At 68.0% G+C, this 22165-nt stretch carries 20 protein-coding genes and 1 tRNA gene; 12 read left to right on the top strand and 9 right to left on the bottom strand.

What is annotated here, in order from left to right; genetic code table 11:
- Positions 1–89: 89 nt before the first annotated feature.
- From fdnG to fdhE, 4 genes are read left to right on the top strand one after another with little or no spacing between them, the layout of a single operon-like run.
- On the top strand, positions 90–3164 hold the full coding sequence (fdnG, locus tag FHW84_RS17560; RefSeq protein WP_167257283.1) for a formate dehydrogenase-N subunit alpha: 3075 nt from the start codon (positions 90–92) through the stop codon (positions 3162–3164).
- Positions 3165–3175: 11 nt separating this feature from the next.
- Entirely contained in the window at positions 3176–4090 is a 915-nt protein-coding gene (gene fdxH, locus FHW84_RS17555) for a formate dehydrogenase subunit beta (protein ID WP_167257282.1), read from the top strand.
- Positions 4087–4758 carry a formate dehydrogenase subunit gamma gene (locus tag FHW84_RS17550; protein ID WP_167257281.1) on the top strand — a complete coding sequence of 224 codons (672 nt, stop codon included), beginning with the start codon at positions 4087–4089 and terminating at the stop codon, positions 4756–4758. Before fdxH ends, FHW84_RS17550 begins: the two co-directional genes overlap by 4 nt.
- Positions 4755–5684, top strand: a complete 930-nt coding sequence (fdhE, locus tag FHW84_RS17545; protein WP_343203620.1) for a formate dehydrogenase accessory protein FdhE — start codon at positions 4755–4757, stop codon at positions 5682–5684. Before FHW84_RS17550 ends, fdhE begins: the two co-directional genes overlap by 4 nt.
- Here the strand turns inward: fdhE and FHW84_RS17540 are convergent.
- Positions 5681–6736: a permease gene (locus FHW84_RS17540; protein ID WP_167257279.1), complete on the bottom strand. Its 1056-nt coding sequence runs from the start codon at positions 6734–6736 to the stop codon at positions 5681–5683. The two genes, fdhE and FHW84_RS17540, sit on opposite strands and share 4 nt — an antisense overlap.
- Before the next feature lie 440 nt (positions 6737–7176).
- Here FHW84_RS17540 and selA point away from each other — a divergent pair, with 440 nt between their 5' ends.
- The 3 genes from selA (at position 7177) to FHW84_RS17525 (ending at position 10635) form a co-directional block, all read left to right on the top strand.
- A complete protein-coding gene (gene selA / locus FHW84_RS17535; RefSeq protein ID WP_167257278.1) occupies positions 7177–8601 on the top strand; it encodes an L-seryl-tRNA(Sec) selenium transferase in 1425 nt (474 codons plus the stop codon).
- Positions 8598–10586 carry a selenocysteine-specific translation elongation factor gene (gene selB / locus FHW84_RS17530; RefSeq protein WP_167257277.1) on the top strand — a complete coding sequence of 663 codons (1989 nt, stop codon included), beginning with the start codon at positions 8598–8600 and terminating at the stop codon, positions 10584–10586. The genes selA and selB overlap by 4 nt, the downstream gene beginning before the upstream one ends.
- Positions 10539–10635 (top strand) — tRNA-Sec (locus FHW84_RS17525). Before selB ends, FHW84_RS17525 begins: the two co-directional genes overlap by 48 nt.
- 203 nt (positions 10636–10838) lie before the next feature.
- On the opposite strand, the gene selD is transcribed toward FHW84_RS17525, so the two are convergent.
- Positions 10839–11879: a selenide, water dikinase SelD gene (gene selD, locus FHW84_RS17520; RefSeq protein ID WP_167257276.1), complete on the bottom strand. Its 1041-nt coding sequence runs from the start codon at positions 11877–11879 to the stop codon at positions 10839–10841.
- A 125-nt stretch (positions 11880–12004) separates the two neighbouring features.
- On the opposite strand from selD, the gene FHW84_RS17515 reads away from it, so the two are divergent.
- The 3 genes from FHW84_RS17515 (at position 12005) to FHW84_RS17505 (ending at position 14327) form a co-directional block, all read left to right on the top strand.
- On the top strand, positions 12005–12835 hold the full coding sequence (locus FHW84_RS17515) for an endonuclease/exonuclease/phosphatase family protein (RefSeq protein ID WP_167257275.1): 831 nt from the start codon (positions 12005–12007) through the stop codon (positions 12833–12835).
- An 87-nt stretch (positions 12836–12922) separates the two neighbouring features.
- The gene (locus FHW84_RS17510) at positions 12923–13777 is read left to right on the top strand and encodes a methyltransferase domain-containing protein (RefSeq protein WP_167257274.1); all 855 of its coding nucleotides are present in this window, start codon (positions 12923–12925) and stop codon (positions 13775–13777) included.
- 82 nt (positions 13778–13859) lie between these two features.
- Positions 13860–14327, top strand: coding sequence for an H-NS histone family protein (locus FHW84_RS17505; RefSeq protein WP_167257273.1), 468 nt, complete (start codon positions 13860–13862; stop codon positions 14325–14327).
- Between the two features lie 242 nt (positions 14328–14569).
- Here the strand turns inward: FHW84_RS17505 and FHW84_RS17500 are convergent, their stop codons facing one another.
- A complete protein-coding gene (locus FHW84_RS17500; protein ID WP_167257272.1) occupies positions 14570–14881 on the bottom strand; it encodes a hypothetical protein in 312 nt (103 codons plus the stop codon).
- 428 nt (positions 14882–15309) lie between these two features.
- Positions 15310–15582: a hypothetical protein gene (locus tag FHW84_RS17495; protein WP_167257225.1), complete on the bottom strand. Its 273-nt coding sequence runs from the start codon at positions 15580–15582 to the stop codon at positions 15310–15312.
- A 339-nt stretch (positions 15583–15921) separates the two neighbouring features.
- On the opposite strand from FHW84_RS17495, the gene FHW84_RS17490 reads away from it, so the two are divergent.
- Positions 15922–17139, top strand: a complete 1218-nt coding sequence (locus FHW84_RS17490; RefSeq protein WP_167257271.1) for an SGNH/GDSL hydrolase family protein — start codon at positions 15922–15924, stop codon at positions 17137–17139.
- 147 nt (positions 17140–17286) lie between these two features.
- The gene (locus tag FHW84_RS17485; RefSeq protein WP_167257270.1) at positions 17287–17853 is read left to right on the top strand and encodes a dihydrofolate reductase family protein; all 567 of its coding nucleotides are present in this window, start codon (positions 17287–17289) and stop codon (positions 17851–17853) included.
- 80 nt (positions 17854–17933) lie between these two features.
- Here the strand turns inward: FHW84_RS17485 and FHW84_RS17480 are convergent, their stop codons facing one another.
- The 5 genes from FHW84_RS17480 to FHW84_RS17460 form a co-directional block, all read right to left on the bottom strand.
- Positions 17934–18269 carry a hypothetical protein gene (locus FHW84_RS17480; protein WP_167257269.1) on the bottom strand — a complete coding sequence of 112 codons (336 nt, stop codon included), beginning with the start codon at positions 18267–18269 and terminating at the stop codon, positions 17934–17936.
- Between the two features lie 92 nt (positions 18270–18361).
- On the bottom strand, positions 18362–19183 hold the full coding sequence (locus tag FHW84_RS17475; protein WP_167257268.1) for a heme ABC transporter ATP-binding protein: 822 nt from the start codon (positions 19181–19183) through the stop codon (positions 18362–18364).
- Positions 19180–20238, bottom strand: coding sequence for an iron ABC transporter permease (locus FHW84_RS17470; RefSeq protein WP_343203619.1), 1059 nt, complete (start codon positions 20236–20238; stop codon positions 19180–19182). The genes FHW84_RS17475 and FHW84_RS17470 overlap by 4 nt, the downstream gene beginning before the upstream one ends.
- Positions 20235–21083 (bottom strand): ABC transporter substrate-binding protein, encoded by an 849-nt coding sequence (locus FHW84_RS17465; RefSeq protein ID WP_167257267.1) that lies wholly within the window; start codon positions 21081–21083, stop codon positions 20235–20237. Before FHW84_RS17465 ends, FHW84_RS17470 begins: the two co-directional genes overlap by 4 nt.
- Positions 21076–22161 carry a ChuX/HutX family heme-like substrate-binding protein gene (locus FHW84_RS17460; RefSeq protein WP_167257266.1) on the bottom strand — a complete coding sequence of 362 codons (1086 nt, stop codon included), beginning with the start codon at positions 22159–22161 and terminating at the stop codon, positions 21076–21078. Before FHW84_RS17460 ends, FHW84_RS17465 begins: the two co-directional genes overlap by 8 nt.
- Between the last annotated feature and the right edge of the window lie 4 nt (positions 22162–22165).

The following is a 22165-nucleotide window of genomic DNA, read 5'->3' as shown; positions in this document are numbered from 1 at the left end:
ACCAGTCCTATTCGTCCAGCAGTCTCTCGAGCCGCATCGCCCCCTTCACCGGGCGGCATGTCCAGCCAACTGACGGGAGCAGCACAGCGATGGCACTTACACGTCGCGAGTTCATCAAGATCACCGGCCTCGGCCTGGCAGCATCGGGGTTGGGCGTCCTGGGCTTCGGCGCCTCCGGCGAGGCGCAAGCCGCCGCCGTCAGGCCGTTCAAGCTCACCCACGCCACCGAGACGCGCAACACCTGCACGTACTGCTCGGTGGCCTGCGGCATCCTGATCTACAGCATGGGCGACCGCGCCAAGAACGCGCGCTCGAACATCATCCATATCGAAGGCGACCCGGACCATCCGGTGAACCGCGGCACGCTCTGCCCCAAAGGCTCGGCCCTGCTCGACGTGGTGCATGCGCCCACCCGCCTGAAGGCGCCGCGCTACCGCGCCGCCGGCGGCACCGAGTTCAAGGAAGTCTCCTGGGACTTCGCGCTGGACCGCATCGCCCGGCTGATGAAGGACGACCGCGACAAGAACTTCATCGCCAAGAACCCGGCCGGCACCACGGTGAACCGCTGGACGACGACCGGCATGCTCGCCGCGTCGGCCTCGTCCAGCGAAACCGCCTACCTCACCTGGAAGGTGGCCCGCTCCCTCGGCATGGTGGTGTTCGACAACCAGGCGCGCGTCTGACACGGACCGACGGTGGCCAGTCTGGCCCCATCATTCGGTCGCGGTGCGATGACCAACACCTGGCAGGACATCAAGAACGCCAATGTCGTGGTGGTGATGGGCGGCAATGCCGCCGAAGCGCATCCGTGCGGCTTCAAGTGGGTGATCGAGGCGAAGATCGAGAACGGCGCCAAGCTCGTGGTGGTCGATCCGCGCTTCACGCGCACGGCCTCGGTGGCCGACTACTACGCGCCGATCCGCCCCGGCACCGATATTGCCTTTCTTAATGGCGTGATCCACTACCTGCTGGAAAAGGACGCGATCCAGCACGAGTACGTGCGCGCCTACACCAATGCCAGCCTGATCGTGAAGGACGGCTTCGGCTTCCAGGACGGCCTGTTCAGCGGCTACAACGAGGAAAAGCACAGCTACGACAAGTCCAGCTGGGACTACGAACTGGACAAGGACGGCTACGCCCAGTCCGACGACAGCTGGCAGCACCCGCGCTGCGTGATCAACCTGCTCAGGCAGCACGTGTCGCGCTATACGCCGGAAATGGTCTCGCGCATCTGCGGCACGCCGCAGGACAAGTTCCTGCACGTGTGCGAGCTGTTCGCCAGCACCGCCGCGCCGGACAAGGCCATGACCAGCCTGTTCGCGCTGGGCTGGACCCAGCATTCGGTGGGCGCGCAGAACATCCGCAACATGGCCATGGTGCAGCTGCTGCTGGGCAATATCGGCGTGGCCGGCGGCGGCATGAATGCGCTGCGCGGGCATTCCAACATCCAGGGTTTGACCGACGTCGGCCTGCTCTCCAACCAGATGCCCGGCTACCTCACCTTGCCCAACGATCGCGAAACCAGCTTCGACGAATACATGAAGACGAAGCTGTACAAGCCGCTGCGCGCCGGCCAGACCAGCTACTGGCAGAACTACCGCAAGTTCGTGGTGAGCCTGCAGAAGGCGCTGTTCGCCGACGCGGCCACCAAGGACAACGACTGGGCCTACGACTGGCTGCCCAAGCTCGACGTGCCGCTGTACGACATCATTCGCGCGTTCGAGATGATGAACAACGGCCAGATGAACGGCTATATCTGCCAGGGCTTCAATCCGCTGCAGGCCTTCCCCGACCGCGGCAAGATCCGCCGCGGCCTGGGCAAGCTGAAGTTCCTGGTCACCATGGATCCGCTGGACACCGAAACCTCGCGCTTCTGGCAGGACTTCGGCCCGCAGAATCCGGCCAAGTCCGCCGAGATCCAGACCGAAGTGTTCCAGCTGCCCACCACGTGCTTTGCCGAGGAGAACGGTTCGCTGGTCAATTCCGCGCGCTGGCTGCAGTGGCATTGGAAGGCGGCGGATGCGCCGGGCGAGGCGAAATCCGACATCTGGATCATGACCGGCATCTTCCAGCGCCTGCGCGAGCTGTACCGCAAGGAAGGCGGCGCCTTCCCCGATCCGGTGCTCGGCATGAGCTGGAAGTACACCGATCCGCGCGAACCGGATCCGGAAGAACTGGCCAAGGAAATGAACGGCCGCGCGCTCACCGACCTGGTCGACCCGGCCACCAATGCGGTGGTTACCAAGGCCGGCACCCTGCTCGACGGCTTCGCCCAGCTGCGCGACGACGGCAGCACGGCTTCGGGCTGCTGGATCTTCAGCGGCTGCTTTACCGAGAAAGGCAACCAGATGGCCCGCCGCGACGCCAGCGATCCGCGCGAGCAAGGCATCGCGCCGAACTGGGCCTGGGCCTGGCCGGCCAATCGCCGCATCCTCTACAACCGCGCCAGCGCGGACCCGGACGGCAAGCCGTGGAATCCGGCCAAGCCGGTGATCTCGTGGAACGGCAGCAAGTGGGTGGGCATCGACGTGCCCGACTACGGCCCCACGGTGAAACCGTCCGACGGCGTCGGCCCGTTCATCATGAATGCCGAAGGCATGGGCCGCCTGTTCGCCCGCGACCTGATGGCCGAAGGGCCGTTCCCCGAGCACTACGAGCCGCTGGAATCGCCGGTGGAGAACGTGCTGCATCCGAAGGTCAGCAGCAATCCGGTCGCGCGCGTGTTTGCCGATGACCGCGCCTCGTTCGGCAGCCCCAAGCGGTTCCCCTATGTGGCGACCACCTATCGCCTGACCGAGCATTTCCACTACTGGACCAAGCACGCACTGATCAACGCCATCCTGCAGCCGGAGGAATTCATCGAGATCGGCGAGGTGCTGGCCAAGGAGAAAGGCATCGAGCAAGGCGGCTGGGTGAAAGTGAGTTCCAAGCGCGGCGAGGTGATCTGCAAGGCCTACGTGACCAAGCGCATCAAGCCGATGACGGTGGACGGCAAGCCCACCCACGTGATCGGCGTGCCGATCCACTGGGGCTTCACCGGGCAGGCCCGCAAGGGTTACGGCGCCAACACGCTGACGCCGTCGGTGGGCGATGCCAATACGCAGACGCCGGAGTTCAAGGCGTTCCTGGTCAATGTCGAGCGCACCACGGCACCCGCAGCCTGAGGACTCCAGTCATGTCAGAACTGCAATCGCAAGACTACGTCCGCATCTCCGCCACCACCATGACGCCGCCGATGGCGCGCAGCCATGAGGACCAGGTCGCCAAGCTGATCGACGTCAGCCGCTGCATCGGCTGCAAGGCCTGCCAGTCCGCCTGCATGGAATGGAACGACCTGCGCCCGGAGATCGGCCACTTCGAAGGCTCGTACGAAAACCCGGCGGACCTGGGCCCCAGCGTATGGACGCTGATGAAGTTCGCCGAGCACGAAAACCAAGAGGGCAACCTCGAGTGGCTGATCCGCAAGGACGGCTGCATGCATTGCGAAGACCCGGGCTGCCTGAAGGCCTGCCCTGCCCCGGGTGCGATCGTGCAGTACGCCAACGGCATCGTGGACTTCATCAGCGACAAGTGCATCGGCTGCGGCTATTGCGTGAAGGGCTGCCCGTTCAACATCCCGCGCATCAGCAAGCAGGATCACAAGTCGTACAAGTGCACGCTGTGCTCGGACCGCGTGTCGGTCGGGCTGGAACCGGCCTGCGTCAAGGCCTGCCCCACCGGGGCCATCATGTTCGGCGCCAAGACCGACATGCAGCAGCAGGCGCAGCTGCGCATCGTCGAGCTGAAGACGCGCGGCTTCGAGAATGCCGGCCTGTACGACCCGCAGGAAGTCGGCGGCACTCATGTGATGTACGTGCTGCATCATGCGGACAAGCCTTCGCTGTATTCGGGCCTGCCCGACAAGCCGCGCATCAGCGCCACTGTCGACTTGTGGAAGGGCTTTATCAAGCCGCTGGGCCTGGCCGGCATCGCGCTCGCCGCGCTGGCCGGCTTCTTCCACTGGATCAGCGCCGGCCCCAACGAAGTCACCGAGGAAGACGAGGCCGAGGGCGAGCGCGTGCTGCGCAATGACGAGGAGAAACTGTCATGAGCCGCCCGAAGAACGCCATCGTGCGCTACACCCTGGCCAACCGCGTCAATCACTGGATCACTGCGATCTGCTTCGTGCTGCTGGTGCTGTCGGGCCTGTCGATGTTCCATCCGATGCTGTTCTTCTTGTCCGGCCTGTTCGGCGGCGGGCAATGGACGCGGGCGGTGCATCCATGGATCGGCGTGGTGCTGCTGGTGAGCTATCTGGGCCTGATCGTGCAGTTCTGGCGCGAGAACCTGCTGAACCGGGACGATGCCGCGTGGATGAAGTCGATCGACGCGGTGATCGTCAACGACGAGGAGCACACGCCGCCGGTCGGCCGCAACAATGCCGGCCAGAAGCTGGTGTTCTGGTCGATGACCTTGCTGATTCCGGTACTGTTTTTCAGCGGGCTGACCCTCTGGGAAGTGTATTTCGGCAGCGCCACCTCGATTCCGGTGCAGCGCGCGGCGGCGCTGATCCATAGCCTGGCGGCATTGGCCGCAATCATCATCTGGATCGTGCATGTCTATGCGGCGATCTGGGTGCGCCATTCGGTGCGCGCGATGACCCAGGGCTATGTCACGCCAGGCTGGGCGTGGCGGCACCACCGCAAATGGCTGCTGGAACTGGCGCAGCACGGCAAGCAAGACAGCGCGATCGTCAGCGCCAGGAAACCACGCACGTGAGACAGGCCGAAGCGCCGCCCAGCGGCAAATGGACCGGACCTTCGCATGCCGGCGTCAAGGCGCCGGACCCGATCCTGCTCCCCGACCCCGCCCGGCGCTTCGCCGCCACCGCGCAACGGCTGGAACAATTATCGGCGGGACATCCGATGGAAGCGTGGCTGCGCTTCGTCGCGGTATTGGCGCGTGCGCAGCACGAGGTGGCGACCACGCTGGCGCCTGCCGCCACGCTCGATCCACCTAGCGTCGCGCAATCGATCGAAGCACGCTTGCCGCCGCTGGCGGCCGATGGCCATCGCCGCGACGTGTCCTGGCGCGAAGGGTTGGCGCTGCTGCTCGACCGCATCGATCGCAACAGCTTGCCCCCTCCGGCGCTGGCTGTCGTCGATGCCTTGCTGGGCTGCGAAGCCGCGACGCAGGAGCGCCTGGCCGACCAGTTCCTGCGCGGCGGCCTGTCCACCGCCGATGCCGGCGCGGCGATCTATGTCGCCGCCGCGTTGCAGGTCTACTTCACCTGCTCCGCCGCGCGCCTGAAAGCCGATGAGCTGCGACTGCTGGAAGAACGCGGACTGTGCCCCTGCTGCGGTTCGCCTCCGGTCGCCGGCATGGTCGCCGCCAGCGGCAGTACGCCGGGGACGCGTTATCTGTACTGCTCGCTGTGCTCCACGGCATGGAACCACGTGCGCGCCGTCTGCATCACCTGCAGCGGCACGCGGCATCTCGCCCTGCAAGCTATCGAGGGCGATCCCGGCGTGGTGAAGGCCGAGACCTGCGGCGAATGCCAGACCTACGCCAAGCTGCTCTATCAGATCCACGACATGAAGGCCGACCCGTACGCGGACGATCTCGCTTCGATCGGCCTCGACATCCTGGTCGCCGAAGCGGGTTTCGCGCGGCACGCGCCGAATCCCCTGCTGCTGGTCGCCTAGCGCAAGGCCAGCCACGCGGCGATGGCGCCGCCGAGCAGGCCGCAGCCAACCACCGCGGCGGCTACCGCCAGCAACACCCGCCATGGAAACGAGCGCGCCAGCATCGCCAATGACGGCAGGCTCACCGGCGGCAAGGTCAACAGCAAGGCCGCCGCCGGCCCGCTGCCCATGCCCAGCGCCAGCATCGCCTGCACGATGGGCACTTCGCCGGCGGTAGGAATCACGAACAGCATGCCGGCCAGCGCCATCGCGGCGATCCAGTACCACTGGTCGCCGATGGCCGGGCCGATCACGGGAAACATCCAGGCGCGGAACGCGCCCAGCAGCAGCACGATCACCAGGTATTCCGGCAGCAGGCGCAGCGCCATGCGTCCGAAGATCGCGGCCCAGCGCTTGCCGACTTCCGCGAGCGAATGCGGCTCGGGCTCGACGGTTGGCAAATCGGCGGGCGATGACTCATTCGCGGGCGCCGCCATCCGGCCGGCCAGATAGCCCAGGCCGAACACCAGCGGCACGCCGAAGCACAGGCGGAACACGGTCCAATGCCAACCGAGCACGAAGCCGGTGAACACCAGGGTCGCCGGATTGAGCACGGTATTGCCGAGCCAGAACGCCAGCGCCGGCCCCGCCGCGGCCTGGTGCCCGCGCATGCCCACCACCACCGGCGCCGCGCAGCAGGTGCACATCATCCCGGGCAACGCGAGCAGGCCGCCGGCCACCACGCCACCCATACTGCTGCTGCCCAGCACGCGCCGCACCCAGCTGGCCGGCAGCAGGGCCTGGATGCCCGAACCCAGCAGCAGGCCCAGCAGCATCGCCTGCCAGATCGCCTTGCCATAGGCCAGCGCATAGCCGATGGCCGCCTGCCACGACGGCGACGGCGCGCTCGCCGCATCGCCCATCAGGATCGAATGGCCGATCGCATGCCCGGCCGCGGCGACGAAGGCGCGGTCGTAGTACGGATGCCACTTCACGTAGAACAGGCCGGCCACGGCCAGCAACAGGAACACGCACAGGCGCGCGGCACGCGCGGCCGGCAAGGCGATGGACATCGCTATCCCAACCCATGGCTTGGATGTAGCGGCCCTACAGGGCACGAAGCTGCCGACCGGTGCCGCAGGATGCAGGCGCTGCGGCGGGGGCAAGACATGCGCAAAAGGAGATCTCCTGCGCGCTGCGCAGAATGCTATGGATCTCGCGACTGCGTAAAGCCCCTCTCTCCCTGGGAGAGGGGTTGGGGTGAGGGTACGGGCGGAGCGCAACAGTGATGTACATCGCTCCGCCCGAACCCTCATCCGGCTGCCGCCACCTTCTCTCCCACGGGGACTACCTTCGGGTCGCCGGAGGGAGAAGGGTTCCACCTTCACTCCCGCCTTGACCCTGCCCCGATCCGCGACGCAGCATAGGTCCCGCTGCGCGGCCTGAACTGTCACGCCAGCTTCGCCAGCGCGCGCTGTAATCGGATACCCGGCAATGCCCATGGACAAGCAATGTGACCGGCCCTGAGGCCACTTCCCTGCGCCACCTCCCCGCGGTTGCCACGGTATTGGCCACCCGCGAGGCCCTTGTCCTGGTCGAGCGCCATGGCCGCGCGGCCACCACGGACGCCATCCGCAGCGCGATCGATGAAGCACGCGACATCATGCGCGCCACGTCTTCGAGCGCACCCGGCGCCGACGAACTGGCGCAACGCGCCGCGGCGCGGCTGGATGCGCAACGGCCCAGCCTGCGTCCGCTGTTCAATCTCACCGGCACCGTGCTGCACACCAACCTCGGCCGCGCCCTGCTGGCAGAAGCCGCCATCGAAGCCGCCACCGCGGCGATGCGCCATGCGGTGGCGCTGGAATACGACCTGGACGAAGGCGAACGCGGCGAGCGCGACGACCACGTGCGCGGCCTGCTGCGCGAACTGACCGGCGCCGAAGACGCCACCGTGGTCAACAACAACGCGGCTGCCGTGCTGCTTTGCCTCAACACCTTTGCGCTGGGCCGCGACGCGGTGGTCTCGCGCGGCGAACTGATCGAGATCGGCGGCGCCTTCCGGCTGCCCGAGATCATGGCGCGCGCCGGCGCGCGCATGATCGAAGTGGGCACCACCAACCGCACCCATCCCGCCGACTACCGCGAAGCGCTCGGCGAACGCACCGGCCTGGTGCTCAAGGTGCATACCTCCAACTACCGCATCCAGGGCTTCACCGCGGAAGTGGGCGCGCGCGAACTGGCGGGCATCGCCGATGCTGCGGGCGTGCCGCTATTGAACGACCTGGGCTCCGGCATGCTGGTCGACCTGGCGCGCTACGGCCTGGCCAAGGAGCCGACCGTGCGCGAAGCGGTGGCCGAGGGCGCGCGGCTGATCACCTTCTCCGGCGACAAGTTATTGGGCGGCCCGCAGGCCGGCTTTATCGTCGGCGACCGCGCACTGATCGAACGCATCAACCGCAACCCGCTCAAGCGCGCGCTGCGCGTGGACAAGCTGCGCCTGGCGGCGATCGAAGCCACGCTCAAGCTCTATCGCGATCCGGACCGCCTGGCCGAACGCCTGCCGACCTTGCGCTTTCTTGCACGCACGCAAGCGGCGATCGCAGCCCAGGCGCATCGATTGCAACCGGCGGTTGCCGAACGGCTCGGCAACCACTTCGAGGTGGCGGTGGGCGATTGCCTCAGCCAGGTCGGCTCCGGCGCACTGCCCCTGGATACGCTGGCCAGCGCGGCCCTGCTGATCCGCCCGCACGGCAGCCAGGCCGTGCTGGAACGCCTGTCCGCCGCCATGCGCGCGCTCCCGCAGCCGGTGCTCGGCCGCATCGCCGACGGCGCGCTGCGGCTGGACCTGCGCTGCTTGGCCGAAACCGACGAAGCGGACCTGCTGGCCAGCCTGGCCTGGCTCGATCTCGACGGACTCCACGCGGGCACTCCATGATCGTCGGCACCGCGGGCCATATCGATCACGGCAAAACCTCGCTGATCAAGGCCCTGACCGGCGTCGACGGCGACCGCCTGAAGGAAGAAAAGGCCCGCGGCATCACCATCGACCTCGGCTTCGCCTACCTGCCGCTGGGCGACGCCGGCACGCTCGGCTTCGTCGACGTGCCCGGCCACGAGCGCTTCGTGCACACCATGGTGGCCGGCGCCAGCGGCATCGATATCGCCCTGCTGGTGGTGGCGGTCGACGATGGCGTGATGCCGCAGACGCTGGAACATCTGGCGATCCTGGACCTGCTGCAGATCCGCCGCGGCGTGATCGCGCTGACCAAGGTCGACCTGGCGCCACCGGGAAGGCTGGCCGAAATAGGCGCGCAGATTCGCGCCGCCACCGCGGGCACGGCGCTCGGCGATGCCGACATGTTCCCGGTTTCTTCCGCCACCGGCCTTGGCATCGACGCGCTGCGCGAGCGCCTGGCCACCGAAGCGCGGACGCTGGGCGAACGCGCCGCCGACGGCCGCTTCCGCCTGGCGGTCGACCGCGTATTCACCCTGCCCGGCATCGGCCTGACGGTGACCGGCACGGTGCTGTCCGGCACGGTGCGCGTGAAAGACCGGGTGCTGCTCAGCCCTTCCGGCTTAAGCGCGCGCGTGCGCTCGCTGCACGCACAGAACCGTGCGGTGGAACTCGGGCGCGCCGGCGACCGCTGCGCGCTCAACCTCAGCGGCGAGGACATCGCCAAGGATGCGATCCGCCGCGGCGACATGGTGGTCGATCCGTTCCTGCATGCGCCGGTCGAACGCATCGACGCGCGCCTGCGCCTGCTGCCCGGCGAACCCAAGCCGATGAGCCAGTGGTTTCCCGCGCGCCTGCACCACGGCGCCAGCGAGGTGGGCGTGCGCGTGGTGCTGGTCGAAGGCGAGCAGCTGGCGCCCGGGGAGGCGGCCGACGTGCAACTGGTGCTGAGCCGTCCGATCGCTGCCGCCGCGCTGGACCGCTTCGTGCTGCGCGACGTCTCCGCACAGCGCACCATCGGCGGCGGCCAGTTCCTGGATCTGCGCGGGCCGCCGCGCCAGCGCCGCACCGCCGAGCGCCAGGCGCAGCGCGCCGCGCTGCTGATGAGCGATCCGCTGCAGGCGTTCGCGGCACTGCTCGATGCGCCGCCGTTCGCCTGGGACCTGGCGGCATTCGCAAGAGATCGCGCCTTATCTGCTGCCCGCGCGGACGATATTGCCGCCGCGCTGGCGCCCGTCATCTTCGCCGATGGCGGCGAACGCATCGCCATCGGCCAAGTGCATTGGCAACATTTCGTGGCGCGGCTGCTCGAGTTTCTCGGGGCCTTCCATACGGCCAATCCGGACCTGCAAGGCATCGGCCGCGAACGCCTGCGCCTGGCCCTGCAGCCGCGCCTGCCCGCGTCCGCCTTCGCGCAGGCGCTGCAGCATCCGGATCTGGCCGGGCGCATCGTCCGCGACGGCGCCTTCGTGCGCCTGCCCGGCCATACCCTGCGGCTGAGCCCCGAACGCGAAGCGCTGTGGCAGGCCATCGCCCCGCTGCTGGACGGCGAGGCCCGCTTCCGCCCGCCGCGGGTGCGCGACCTGGCCTGGGCGCTGGGGCGGCAGGAGCCTGAAGTGCGGCAGCTGCTGCGCTTCGCCGCGCGGCTGGGCCGGGTCGACGAGGTGGCGCACGATCATTTCTTCCTGCGCGCGACCATGCACGAGATGGCCCTGATCGCCGCCGCGCTCGCAGCCGAAGGCACGGACGGCCGCTTTACCGCCGCGCAGTTCCGCGACCGGCTGGACAATGGTCGTAAAGTGGCGATCCAGATCCTAGAATTCTTCGACCGGCAAGGCGTGACGCTCAATCGCGGCACCTTGCGCCGGGTGCAGGCGCGGTATCTGGACCTGTTCGCGCCGGCGGCAAGCGCAGCGCATGGAAGAGAATCGTCTCCGGTGGGGCGTCCGGACTTCAAATCCGGGTGAGGCAGATCAGACTGTCTCGGGTGGGTTCGACTCCCACTCTCTTCCGCCATCGTCGTTCGGCGTGGCGGTATCGCCAGCGTTGAATTGGCTCGTCATCCCGGCGCAGGCCGGGATCCAGTGGCGGCAATGCCCCGCCACTGCCGATACGCAACCCGGTGATGGGCTCTACGCAAAAACCTGGCCGCATCGTTACTGGATCCCGGCCTGCGCCGGGATGACGAGCATGGGACGACGGCGCACATACCAGCCGCCTCAAACCACGTCGATACCAGGCAGCCCTTTTTCCACTGTTCCGATGATGCTCGCCCGCGGATATCCCGCCGCCTCGATCGTTGCGCGTATTTCCTCGGCCCTGTCGGCCTTGCAAGCCACCAGCAAACCACCGGAAGTCTGTGGATCGGTCAGCAGCGCACGCCGCCATTCCGGTACATCGGCAGGCAGCACCACACCGTCGCCATAGCTGCTCCAGTTGCGTTTCGATGCACCCGTTACGTAACCCGCTTCGGCCAGGGCTTCCGCGCGCGCGAACAGCGGCAGGCTTGCCAGCTCGATGCGGATCCGCGCACCGCTGCCGCGCGCCATCTCCAGCGCATGCCCGAGCAGGCCGAAGCCGGTGACATCGGTGAGCGCGTGCACGTCCTCGTCCTGCGCCAGCTCGTGGCCCACGCGATTGAGCAAGGTGGTGGAAGCGAGCATCTCGTCATACGCATCCATCGGCAGCATCTGCTTCTTGAATGCCGCCGAATAAATGCCGACGCCGATGCCCTTGGTGAGAATCAGCGCATCGCCCGGCCGCGCCCCCGCGTTGCGGCGCACCTGCGCCGGCGTGCACAGGCCGATCGCCGCCAGGCCATAGATCGGCTCGGCCGAATCGATGGAATGGCCACCCGCCACCGGGATGCCGGCCTGCGCGCAGATCGACTCGCCGCCGGCGAGAATGGCGCACACCGTGTCCACCTCCAGCTTGCCCAGCGGCATGCCCAGGATGGCCAGGGCCATGATCGGCTTGCCGCCCATGGCGTACACGTCGGACAGCGCATTGGCCGCGGCGATGCGGCCGAAATCGTAAGGGTCGTCCACCACCGGCATGAAGAAATCAGTGGTGGCGATCACGCAGGTGCGTTCGTCCACCTGCCATACCGCCGCGTCGTCGCTGGATTCGGTGCCCACCAGCAGTTGCGCGAACGGCTGCAGCGCAGGCTTGCCGGCCAGCAATTCCTGCAGCACCGCGGGCGCCAGCTTGCAGCCGCAACCGCCACCGTGGGCCAGATCGGTCAAACGTTCAGAGGCCATGCCGGATCCCTTGAAGAGCCGCTGGCCCGAGGCCGGGCCGCGGCCAGCATAACGGAACGATTACCCACTTTCCGTCACACGGCGGGGCTATAGTCGGACGTCCATTCCACCAAGCGCTTACGTCCATGCCGAACTTTTCCCGCCTCGCCTTCGCCCTGGCCCTCGCCGCCTCCGCCCTGTCCGCCTCCGCGGCGGAGCTGAAAGTGATGAGCTTCAATGTCCGCACCCTCGCCGCCCAGGACGGACCCAATGCCTGGGACAAGCGCCGCGAACTGTTCGCCGAAACCATCCGCCAGGTGCATCCGGACGTGATCGGCACGCAGGAACTGTTCAAGCAGCAGGGCGACGACACCGTGCAGCGCCTGCCGGAATACACCTGGTTCGGCCGCGACCGCTTCGGCAAGCATGCCGAGGAGCACATGGGCATCTTCTATCGCAAGGATCGGCTGAAGCTGGTGAAGTCCGGCGACTTCTGGCTGTCGGACACGCCCGACAAGGTGGCCAGCATCACCTGGGGCAATGTCTTTCCGCGCATGGTCAACTGGGCGCTGTTCGAACGCCTGGACGACCACAAGCGCTTCTATCTGCTCGACACCCATTTCCCCTACCGCGACCAGGACGAGGACGCCCGCACCAAGGGCGCGCGCGAAATGGCCGCCTGGATTGCCAAGCTGCCGGCCGACGTGCCGGTGATCGTCACCGGCGACTTCAATACCGAGCCGAGCAGTGAAGCGCACAAGGTGCTGACCGCGGAACTGAAAGACGCCTGGGACACCGCGCCCAAGCGCGAAGGCCCGGCCAAGACCTTCCACGACTTCACCGGCCAGCCGACCGTGCAGATCGACTGGATCCTCTATCGCGGCGTGAAGGCCAACGCGGTACGCGTGCTGACCACCTCGAAGGACGGACGCTATCCGTCGGACCACTTCCCGATCGCGGCCGATTTCACCTTGTAAGCCGCGCATCGCAACCATTCGCCGCCGCGGGGCGACTCAGTAGTGATCCAGGGCATCCGGCCCTGGCGAGCGACCGTCGCCCCGCCCATGAACGCACCGCAGCTTCGTCCCGCCGCCGGCCCGGGCCTCCTGGGCGATACCGTCGCCCGCGATTACTCGCACAAGCTGCGGCTGTTCAATGCCTACGCCGAACCGGAACTGCGCCAGGCCATCGCCGCCCTGGACCTGCAGCCGGGCATGCGCGTGCTGGATGCGGGCTGCGGCACCGGCGAAGCGCTGGGCTGGCTGGCCGCCAGGGTCGGCCACGCGGGCATGGTGGTGGGACTGGACCTGGCCTCGGCGCATACCTCGGCGGCGCGCACCTGTGCGCCGCGCGATGCCTGGATCATGCAGGCCAACCTGCTGATGGCGCCGCTGGCGCGCGAGACCTTCGACCTGGTGTGGTCGGTCAATACGGTCAACCACCTGCGCGATCCCGAACAAGGCGTACGCGCCCTCGCCGCCCTGCTGCGCCCGGGCGGCCGCATCGCGCTGGGCCAGAGTTCGCTGCTGCCGGACATGTATTTCGCCTGGGACTCGCGCCTCGAGCGCGTGACCAACGAAGCCGTGCGCCAGTACTACCGCGACCGCTACGGCCTGCACGAGCGCGATCTCGCCGCGGTGCGCTCGCTGGTCGGACTGCTGCGCCACAGCGGCCTACGCAACGTGGCCGTGCGCACCTGCCTGATCGAGCGGGTGGCGCCGGTGAGCGCGGCGGACGAGGCGTATCTGGTCGAAGCGATCTTTCGCGGCAGCTGGGGTGAGCGGCTGCGGCCTTATCTGTCGGATGGGGATTACGCCGCCCTGGTGCGGCTGTGCGACCCCGAACATCCGGACTTCGCCCTGCGCCGTCCGGATTTCCATTTCCTGCAGAGCTTCACCCTCGCCGTCGGCGCGATCTGATCGACAGAATCGGCGGCGGCACCCCATGCCGCCCGCAGGCCATGTGTTAAGGTCGGCCGCCTAACGGGTACAGGACATTTATATGGCTATCAATCTGAAGTCGCTTTCCGCCGACCAGCTGGCAACCCTTATCTCCAATGCCCGCTCGCAACTGGAACAGTCGCGCAGCCAGCAGATCGGCGAAGTGCGCGGCAAGATCGAAGCGCTGCTGAAGTCCTCCGGACTGACCCTGGCCGAGGTGTTTCCGCGCCAGGTCGGCAAGGGCAAGGCCAAGGGCACGGTGGCGGCCAAGTACCGCAACCCGGAAGACCCGAGCCAGACCTGGTCGGGCCGCGGCAAGCGCCCGCTGTGGCTGGTGGCCCAGCTGAAGAAGCGCGGCGTCACGCTGGACAGCCTGCTGATCGACGGCACGGCCGCACCGGCCCGCAAGAACGTCGCCGCCAAGCGGGTGGCCAAGAAGGCCGCCGGCAAGAAGACCGGCAAGCGCGCACCGGCGCGTGCCGCGAAGAAGGCCACGAAGAAGACCGTGCGCCGCGCCCGCAAGGGCTGAGATCCTGCCGCATGGCGTGGCGCTTGCCGCGCCGTGCACTGCCGCTCGATGGCTTTCCCTGCTGATTCGGCATGAATCCCCCTTCGACCGGACGGCGCCCCCGCACCGCACCCGATCTCAGCGCACGAGATCACCGGTTTCCGTGACATAACCCGCAGTGGCCGCAACCACGCAGGTTCCGTAACGCAAAGTGCCCCGCAAAGGCGGGGCACTGGATGCTGCATCGAAGCCGCCGGTGGCGCTTACTGGTGCACCTGCACCGGATTGCAGCTGGGCGAGCTCAGGGTCGGCGGCGAGGCCAGCAGGCCCGGGGTCTGCACCGACGAGCAGTTGAACACGCGACCCTTGGTGGTGGTGGCGGTGTAGGTCAGCTGCTGGGCGCCGAGCTTGTCCGGCTCGCCCGCCTTGACGTTGGAGATGGTCAGCTCGTCCGACGAGGCCAGGCCGATCATCTTCGCCGTCTCGGTCTGCAGCGGCACGATCGCCTCATTGACGCTCATGGTGGAGCAGCCGGCGAGCGCCAGCATGGACAACAGGCTCAAAGTCTTCCTCATGATTCCCTTTCCTTTTCCATGGTCGGTGTGGTCCCGCCGCCGTCGCGGACAAACGGAGGAACGCCAGAAGCGCGTGGGGTGGATGGTCTTGCCGGTATCCCCTGAGCAGCGTGGAATCTCCCTTTCGACGCCGTAGCGCTTCGCGGCAAGATCCCTTTTCCGCCGACCGAGACACCGGCAATGCGACCGATCCGACAGGGTGTTCCTGGATCGGACGCATGACCGGCGCGCCTCGCCGCCGAGGATAGCACGCAGGTATTTGCGCACCAGACGCGGATCTCGGCCAGCGGAAATCCGTCACGTAATGCGCCCGTACCGGCAATGCAGGACAGTGGCGCATGCACCGGCACGGAGCACCATCGGCGCATCGGTCACGTCACGCAAAGCCGATGACGCGGCACCGCCACGCTCGCCGCGGCAACAACACCCTAGGTATCGAGAGCGTCTTCCTCGCGCCGGCTTGCCGTCGCCGCGACCAGCGACTCCAGCTCGTAGCGAGCCATCCCCGTATCGCCCTGCTCCAGATAACCGAGCGCCTTCTGCAGGCGCTCGCGCAGCACCTGTGCCTGCGCTTCGCGGCGGGCACGGAAACGCGCCTGGCGCTGGGCACCGGTGAGCGGACTTTCCTTGCGCGGACGACCGCGGCTGCGCTTGAACGCCAAGGGCAGCTGCAGGGTGCCGGGATCGCGTGCATCGACCATGTTCGTGCTCCTGGTGAGATGGCGGGTATTTTAAGTTACGTAACTATAAATAGCAAGCGAAAATCCGTCATTTCTGGAAGAAATTTCCAGATAAATAAGTTCTTTAAGAAATTTTCTTAGAGTGATTTGTCTTGCCGTGGCGCGGTCTTTTGACCAGCCGAGGACACCGGGCAGGCGTCACGTAACGTCGCCTCGCATCGCCAGGAAAAAGGAGCACCCGCCCTTCGGGCAGCCCGCATCAGGCCGGCCCGTCTGATTTTGCAAACGCCGGTCGCGGATACCGTAAGCGCGACTTTGTTATACAAACTCCCCCGATCACCTCCAGGCAAAGGATCCGGCATGCACCGTCACCTCCTGCAGTTTTTCCTGGCCGGCGCACTGTGCGCCCTGCTCGCCCCGGCCGTCGCCGCCCCCGCAAAAGACGCGCATTGGGTGGCCGCCTGGAGTGCATCCATGGATTCGCCGGGGCCGCGGCTGTCGGACCAGACCGTGCGGCAGATCGCCCGCGTCAGCATCGGCGGCAGCGCGGTGCGCGTGCGGCTATCCAATCTCTATGGCGACGGGCCAGTGACGCTGGGGCCGGTGCATGTCGCCGTGCGCGCCGAGGGTTCTTCAACCGTGGCCGGTTCCGATCGCGAACTTCGCTTCGGCGGCAAATCCACCGTCACCATTGCAAAGGGCGGCAGCGCCCTGAGCGACGCCGTAACGATGGAAGTGAAGCCGCTGCAGGAACTGGCGGTAAGCCTCCATGTTCCCGCCGGCGCCGCGCCGGGCCCGTCGACGTTACATAACGCCGGCCTCGCCACCGCGTATCTGACCGAGCACGGCGACGCCACCGCAGCCACCTCATATCCCGGCACCGAAGTGCACGGCAGCCGCTTCTTTCTCAGCGACATCCAGGTCGCCGGCCCTGCCGAACGCCACGCCGTAGTGGCCTTCGGCGACTCCATCACCGACGGCGTCGGCGGCCAGCAGAACACCTACGAGCGCTGGCCCGACCAGCTCGCCGCACGCCTGCGCGCCGACCCGGCGCTGGCCACGGTGGCGGTGGCGAATGCCGGCATCGGCGGCAATCGTGTCTTGAACGACAACTTCGGCCCCAGCGCGCAGAAGCGCTTCGACCGCGACGCGCTGGACCAGCCCGGCGTGCGCTGGATCGTGCTGCTGGAGGGCATCAACGACATCGGCGGCTCCGGCCAGCCGGCCACGCCGAAGGACGACGTCACCGCCGAGCAGATCATCGAAGGCATGAAGGCATTGATCGCCCGCGCGCACGCCAGGGGCGTGAAGATCTACGGCGCCACGCTCACCCCGTTCGGCGGCGCGGGCTGGCCGTATCACTCGTCACGTAACGAGCAGAAACGGCAGGCGGTGAATGCGTGGATCCGCAGCGGCGGCGCCTTCGATGGCGTGGCGGATTTCGACCAGGCCACCCAGGACCCGGCCCACCCCGACCGCATGCTGCCGGCCTACGACAGCGGTGATCACCTGCATCCGAACGGGGCGGGGTTCGAGGCGATGGCGAAGGCGGTCGACCTGAAGTGGTTTGCGCACTGATCTGACATCCATCCGATAGCCACCTCTCCATCAAACGTCATCCCGGCGCAGGCCGGGATGACGTAGCGGGCCCTGGTCGATTTCCGGAAACTCCATTCGTCGTTCCCGTACAAGCCGGATGCACCGGCCCGACCTGGAGACCCGATCATGCGACGCCTTATCCTGAAAATGTCCATCTCGCTCGACGGCTTCGTCGCCGGCCCCAACGGCGAAGGCGACTGGATGGTGCCCAGCCGCGACGAAGGCGGCCGCGAGTGGGTCGGGGAGACGCTCGCGCAGGCCGGCCTGCATCTGATGGGGCGCAAGTCGTTTTTCAGCATGGCCGCTTACTGGCCGACCGCCGGCGATGCCCTCGCCGTGCCTATGAATGAGATTCCCAAGGCGGTCTTTACCCGGCAGGAGGCGCTGGATGTGAGCTCGGCCGGCTCGGGCAACTGGCCACAGGCCGAAGTGATCCGCGGCGACCTGGTGGCCGAGGTCAACCGGCTCAAGCAGCAGCCGGGCAAATACATCCTGGCCCAGGGCGGCGTCGAATTCGCGCAGCACCTGGCGGCGGCCGGGCTGATCGACGAATACCGGCTGGTGGTGCACCCGGTGGCGCTGGGCTCGGGCCAGGCGCTGTTCGCCCGGTTGCCCAAGCCGCTGCATCTGCAGCTGCGCTCGTCGACGGTGTTCCGCTCCGGCGCCATGGCGCAGGTTTTCCGGCCCGCCTGATGCCGCTCAGCCGGGCGGCGCGAGCTTCCCGGCGGCCGCTTCCAGCGCAAGGCACAGCTCCGCGGCGGCCTGGGTGGTGCTCAAGCCGGATGCTGTTTCCCGCACCCCATGCAACGCCGGTAGCGCCCCCAGCGCCCTTCGCCCACGCCGCCGAGCAGGCAGCCGCAGACATAGCAGACCGCGCCGCGCCCGCGCCGCCAGCGCAGCAGCCGCCCGGCCTGCACCGCATACAAGGCCACGCTCGCCGCGCCGCCGGCGACGATCAGATACGAAGGAAGATCCAGCGCCGACACGCCATGCGCCACGCGCGGAAGGCCGAGCAGGCTTTCCGTGCCCCATGCGAACAGTGCGCCGCACAGGGCCGGCAACAGGCAGGGCGCCATCAGGCGCAGGCACATCCGGTCGACGTACGACATGGCGGGCTTTCCGGGGACGAGTCGGAAAGCGTCGCCCAGGCACATCTCAGGGATTGAGACCGGCCGGCCGGGCGGCCCGGCCAGGCGGTCGGCTAGACGGCATGAATCAGCGGCCGCCCCTCGCCATCGCGCGCGCAGGCGAGGGCCACGCCATAGATCTTCGACAACACCTGCGCATCCAGCACCTGATCGCGGCCGCCATGGCGCACCAGCCGCCCCTGCGCCAGCAGGGCGACATCGTCGGCGTAGCGCGCGGCAAGATTGAGCTCGTGCAGCACGGCGATCACGCCGAAGCCCTGCCCCGCCAGCTGCCGCGCGTGTCCAAGCAAGTCGTGCTGGTGGGCGATATCCAGCCCGGCCTCCGGCTCGTCCAGCAACAGCCAGCCCGGCGCCTCGCGGCAATCCCAGATCTGCGCCAGCACGCGCGCCAGCTGCACGCGCTGCTGCTCGCCGCCGGACAGCTCCAGGTAATTGCGCTGGCGCAGCTCCCAGGTACCGGTGGCCCGCAACGCCGCCTCGACGATGCGGCGATCGGATGCCTGCGGCGACGCGGCGCCATGCGGACTGCGCCCCAGCATCGCCACTTCCTCCGCGCGAAAACCGAAACCCAGCTGCACGCGCTGCGACAGCATGGCGCGCCGCCGGGCCAGTTCCGGTGCCGGCCAGCGCGCCAGCGACACGCCATCCAGCATGGCCACACCCAGCGAAGGCCGCAGCAGGCCGGCCAGCACCCCGAGCAGGCTGCTCTTGCCGGCGCCGTTCGGGCCGATCAGCGCCAGCACACGCCCCGGTTGCGCACGCAGGTTGACCGCTTGCAGCACGCGGCGCGAGCCATAGTGCAGATGCACGTCGCGCGCTTCGAGCACGCGTTCGTCCGCGCCGGATGCGGCGCGCCAATCCACCGCGAGGTTCATCCCGCCTCTCCCGCGCGCAGCCGCGACAGCAGCCATAAGAAGAACGGCCCGCCCAGCAGCGCGGTGATCACGCCCACCGGCAATTCCGCCGGCGCCACCGCGACACGCGCCACTGCATCCGCGCCAATCATCAGACCGGCCCCGGCCAGCGCCGAACCCGGCAGCAGCAGGCGATGGTCCGGCCCCCACACCAGCCGCAACACATGCGGCACCAGCAGGCCGACGAAGCCGATCACGCCGCACATCGCCACCGCCGCACCCGTCGCCAAGGCCACTACCGTTACCAGCCGGCGGCGCAGCTTTCGCGGTTCGAAACCGAGCAGGCTGGCCTCGCGCTCGCCGAGCAGCAGCGCGTTTAGTGCGCGCGCCTGGGTCGGCAACCACAGCAGCGGCAGCAGCATCAGCGGCGCGACCGCGCCGAGCCGCGCCCAGCTGCTGCCGCCGAGGCTGCCCAGGGTCCAGAAAGTGAGATCGCGCAGCTGGTGCTCGTTCGCCAGATAAGTAAGCACACCCACCCCAGCCATCGCGATCGCATTGATCGCCACACCGGCGAGCAGCAAGGTGGCGACGCCTGGACGGCGACTGCCGAACCGATAGACCAGGAAGGTCGCCAGCAAGCCGCCACCGAACGCGGCACCGGCGATGGCGAACGAACCGAACAAGGGCGACAGCGCCGCGGTCACCGCACCGCCGAGCACGATCATCCCGATCGCACCCAGCGCCGCGCCAGCCGACACGCCCACCAGTCCCGGTTCCACCAGCGGATTGCGGAACAGGCCCTGCATGGTGGCGCCGCTGCACGCCAGGGCTGCGCCGACCAGGCTGGCCATCAGCACGCGCGGCAGGCGCAGCGTCAGCACCACCGCGTCCTGGCCCTGCATCGGCAGGCCATCCAGCCAGCGCAGCAAGGCGCCGAGCACTTGCGTGGCCGACAACGGCATCGCACCGACCGCCATGCCGCCGATCGCCGCAACCGCCAGCAGCGCCGACAGTCCGCCCAGCGCCCAGCCGCGAGCGTTCAGGGCATGGCGGCGAGGCAAGGCAATGCTGTTCACGGCTGCGCGCCGGCGAAGACGCGCTGCAGCTCCAGTTCGTGTTCGGCGTTGCGCGGGCCGAAACCGAGCAAGGCCTGGCCGTCGACGAAGACGATGCGGCGCGCCTTGCCGGCGGGCGTCAATGCCACGCCGGGGAGTTGCAATACGCCACTCACGCCGCCCACCTCATCCGCGCGCTCGCGCATCAGCAGGATCACGTCCGGCGCCAGATCGACGAGCGCTTCGGCGGAGACCGGCTTGTAGCCGGTGAAGCCGTCCGCGATCTGCGTGCCGCCGGCCAGCACGATGGCGCTGGCGGCGGCGGTCTCGCGGCCGCCGGCCTTGGGACTGCCTTCGGTGACCATCAGGAACAGCACGCGCGGGTGGCTTTTCATGCCGGCGACGGCTTTCGACAGTTCGGCGTATTGCGTTTCGATCCGGTGCGCGATGGCGTCGGCTGCCGCCTCGCGCCCCAGCGCGCGGCCGATCGCCCGTACTTTCGCCACCACACCTTCGGGCGTGCGAGTGGTCGGCATCAGCTCGATGCGCACGCCCGCCTCGCGCAACTGCGCCATCACCGGCGGCGGACCCGCATCGTGCGTGGCGAGAATCAGGTTCGGCCGCAAGGCCAGCACGCCCTCGGCAGCCAGTTGCCGCACATACCCCACGTTCGGCAACTCGCGCATCGCCGCCGGCCACAGGCTGGTGCTGTCGACGCCGACCAGGCTCTGTTGCGCGTCCAGCGCATACACGGTTTCGGTGATGTCGCCACCGAGTGCAACCACGCGCGGCGCGTCAGCAGCCGCCACCTGCGTGCACAACGCGAGCGCCACCGCGCCCAACCAGCAACGGCTGCGCTCAAACATGCGGCACCTCCGCATCGGCCAGGCCTTCGGCCAGTTCGCGCCAGGCCGCCAGTTCCGGCGTACCGGGCTTGCGCTTGCCGAAGAACTGCACGATCTGGCCACCGCCGCCGTCGTACAGCTCCAGCGAAGTGACCTGCCCTTCCGGGCTGGGCTTGCGCACCATCCAGCTCTCGGCGATGCGGTCCTCGCGCAGATGCAAGTTGAAATCCTCGTCCAGCACGTTGAGCCAGGGTCCGACGGTTTTGATGTTACGTACCGGACCGGTGTGGATCTGCACGACACCGGGCGAACCGACGAACACCATGACCGGCAGGCCGCTGGCCGCGGCACTGTCCAGCACCGTGCGCACCGCGCCGCCATCGACGCGCCGCGCGAATTCGGCACCGGCCAGGCGCAAGGCCTGGGTGCGCGTCACCTCGTGCTTCTTCAGCAGCGCGAAGAAATCGTGCGGATCGCGCATGCGGCGCCATTGTTCGCGCAGCGAGGCGACGTCCACCGCCTCGTCGTCGCGGCGCAGCGGCAGCGGGTCTTCCACCGCCGCCAGCTCCAGCAAGGGCGACTGCACCGGCGCCGCGAAACGCGCCACCAGGCCGGACCAGGCATCCTGCAGGCTCTGTTCGGTGAGATACACCTTGTGCACCGCGCGCCCGTCGCCATCGAAGAACTGCAGGCTGCGCAGCCAGCGCCCGCGCGATTCCTCGCGCACCGCAAAGCCGAACACCCAGTGGCGCAGGAACAGGCGCAGGTCGATCGCCTCATCCAGCACCACGCCCATGCTGCCGCCGATCTCGATGTTGGCGAACGCGCCCTTCTTCTCGTGCACGCAATGCTCGTTGCGGGTCAGCACCATCACCGGGCCCAGTTCCGGCAAGGCGCGTATCAGTCCGGCCCACGGACCTTGCAGGCGGGTGACGCCGTCGCCGCAGCGGCTGGCGACCAGCTCGGCCTCGCTCACGCCCAGCCGTTCGGCCAGGTCGCGGGCGCGCAGTTGCGGTTGTTCCTCGCGCAGGCGGCGCCAGGCCTCGAGCAGCTCCGGCAGCGAGGGCGCGGCGGAAGCGGAAGTGATTTCGTTCAACATGTGC

This window comes from Dyella sp. SG562, assembly GCF_011759495.1.
Lineage (GTDB): Bacteria > Pseudomonadota > Gammaproteobacteria > Xanthomonadales > Rhodanobacteraceae > Dyella_D > Dyella_D marensis.
This window is presented reverse-complemented; position numbering and strand designations above follow the sequence as displayed.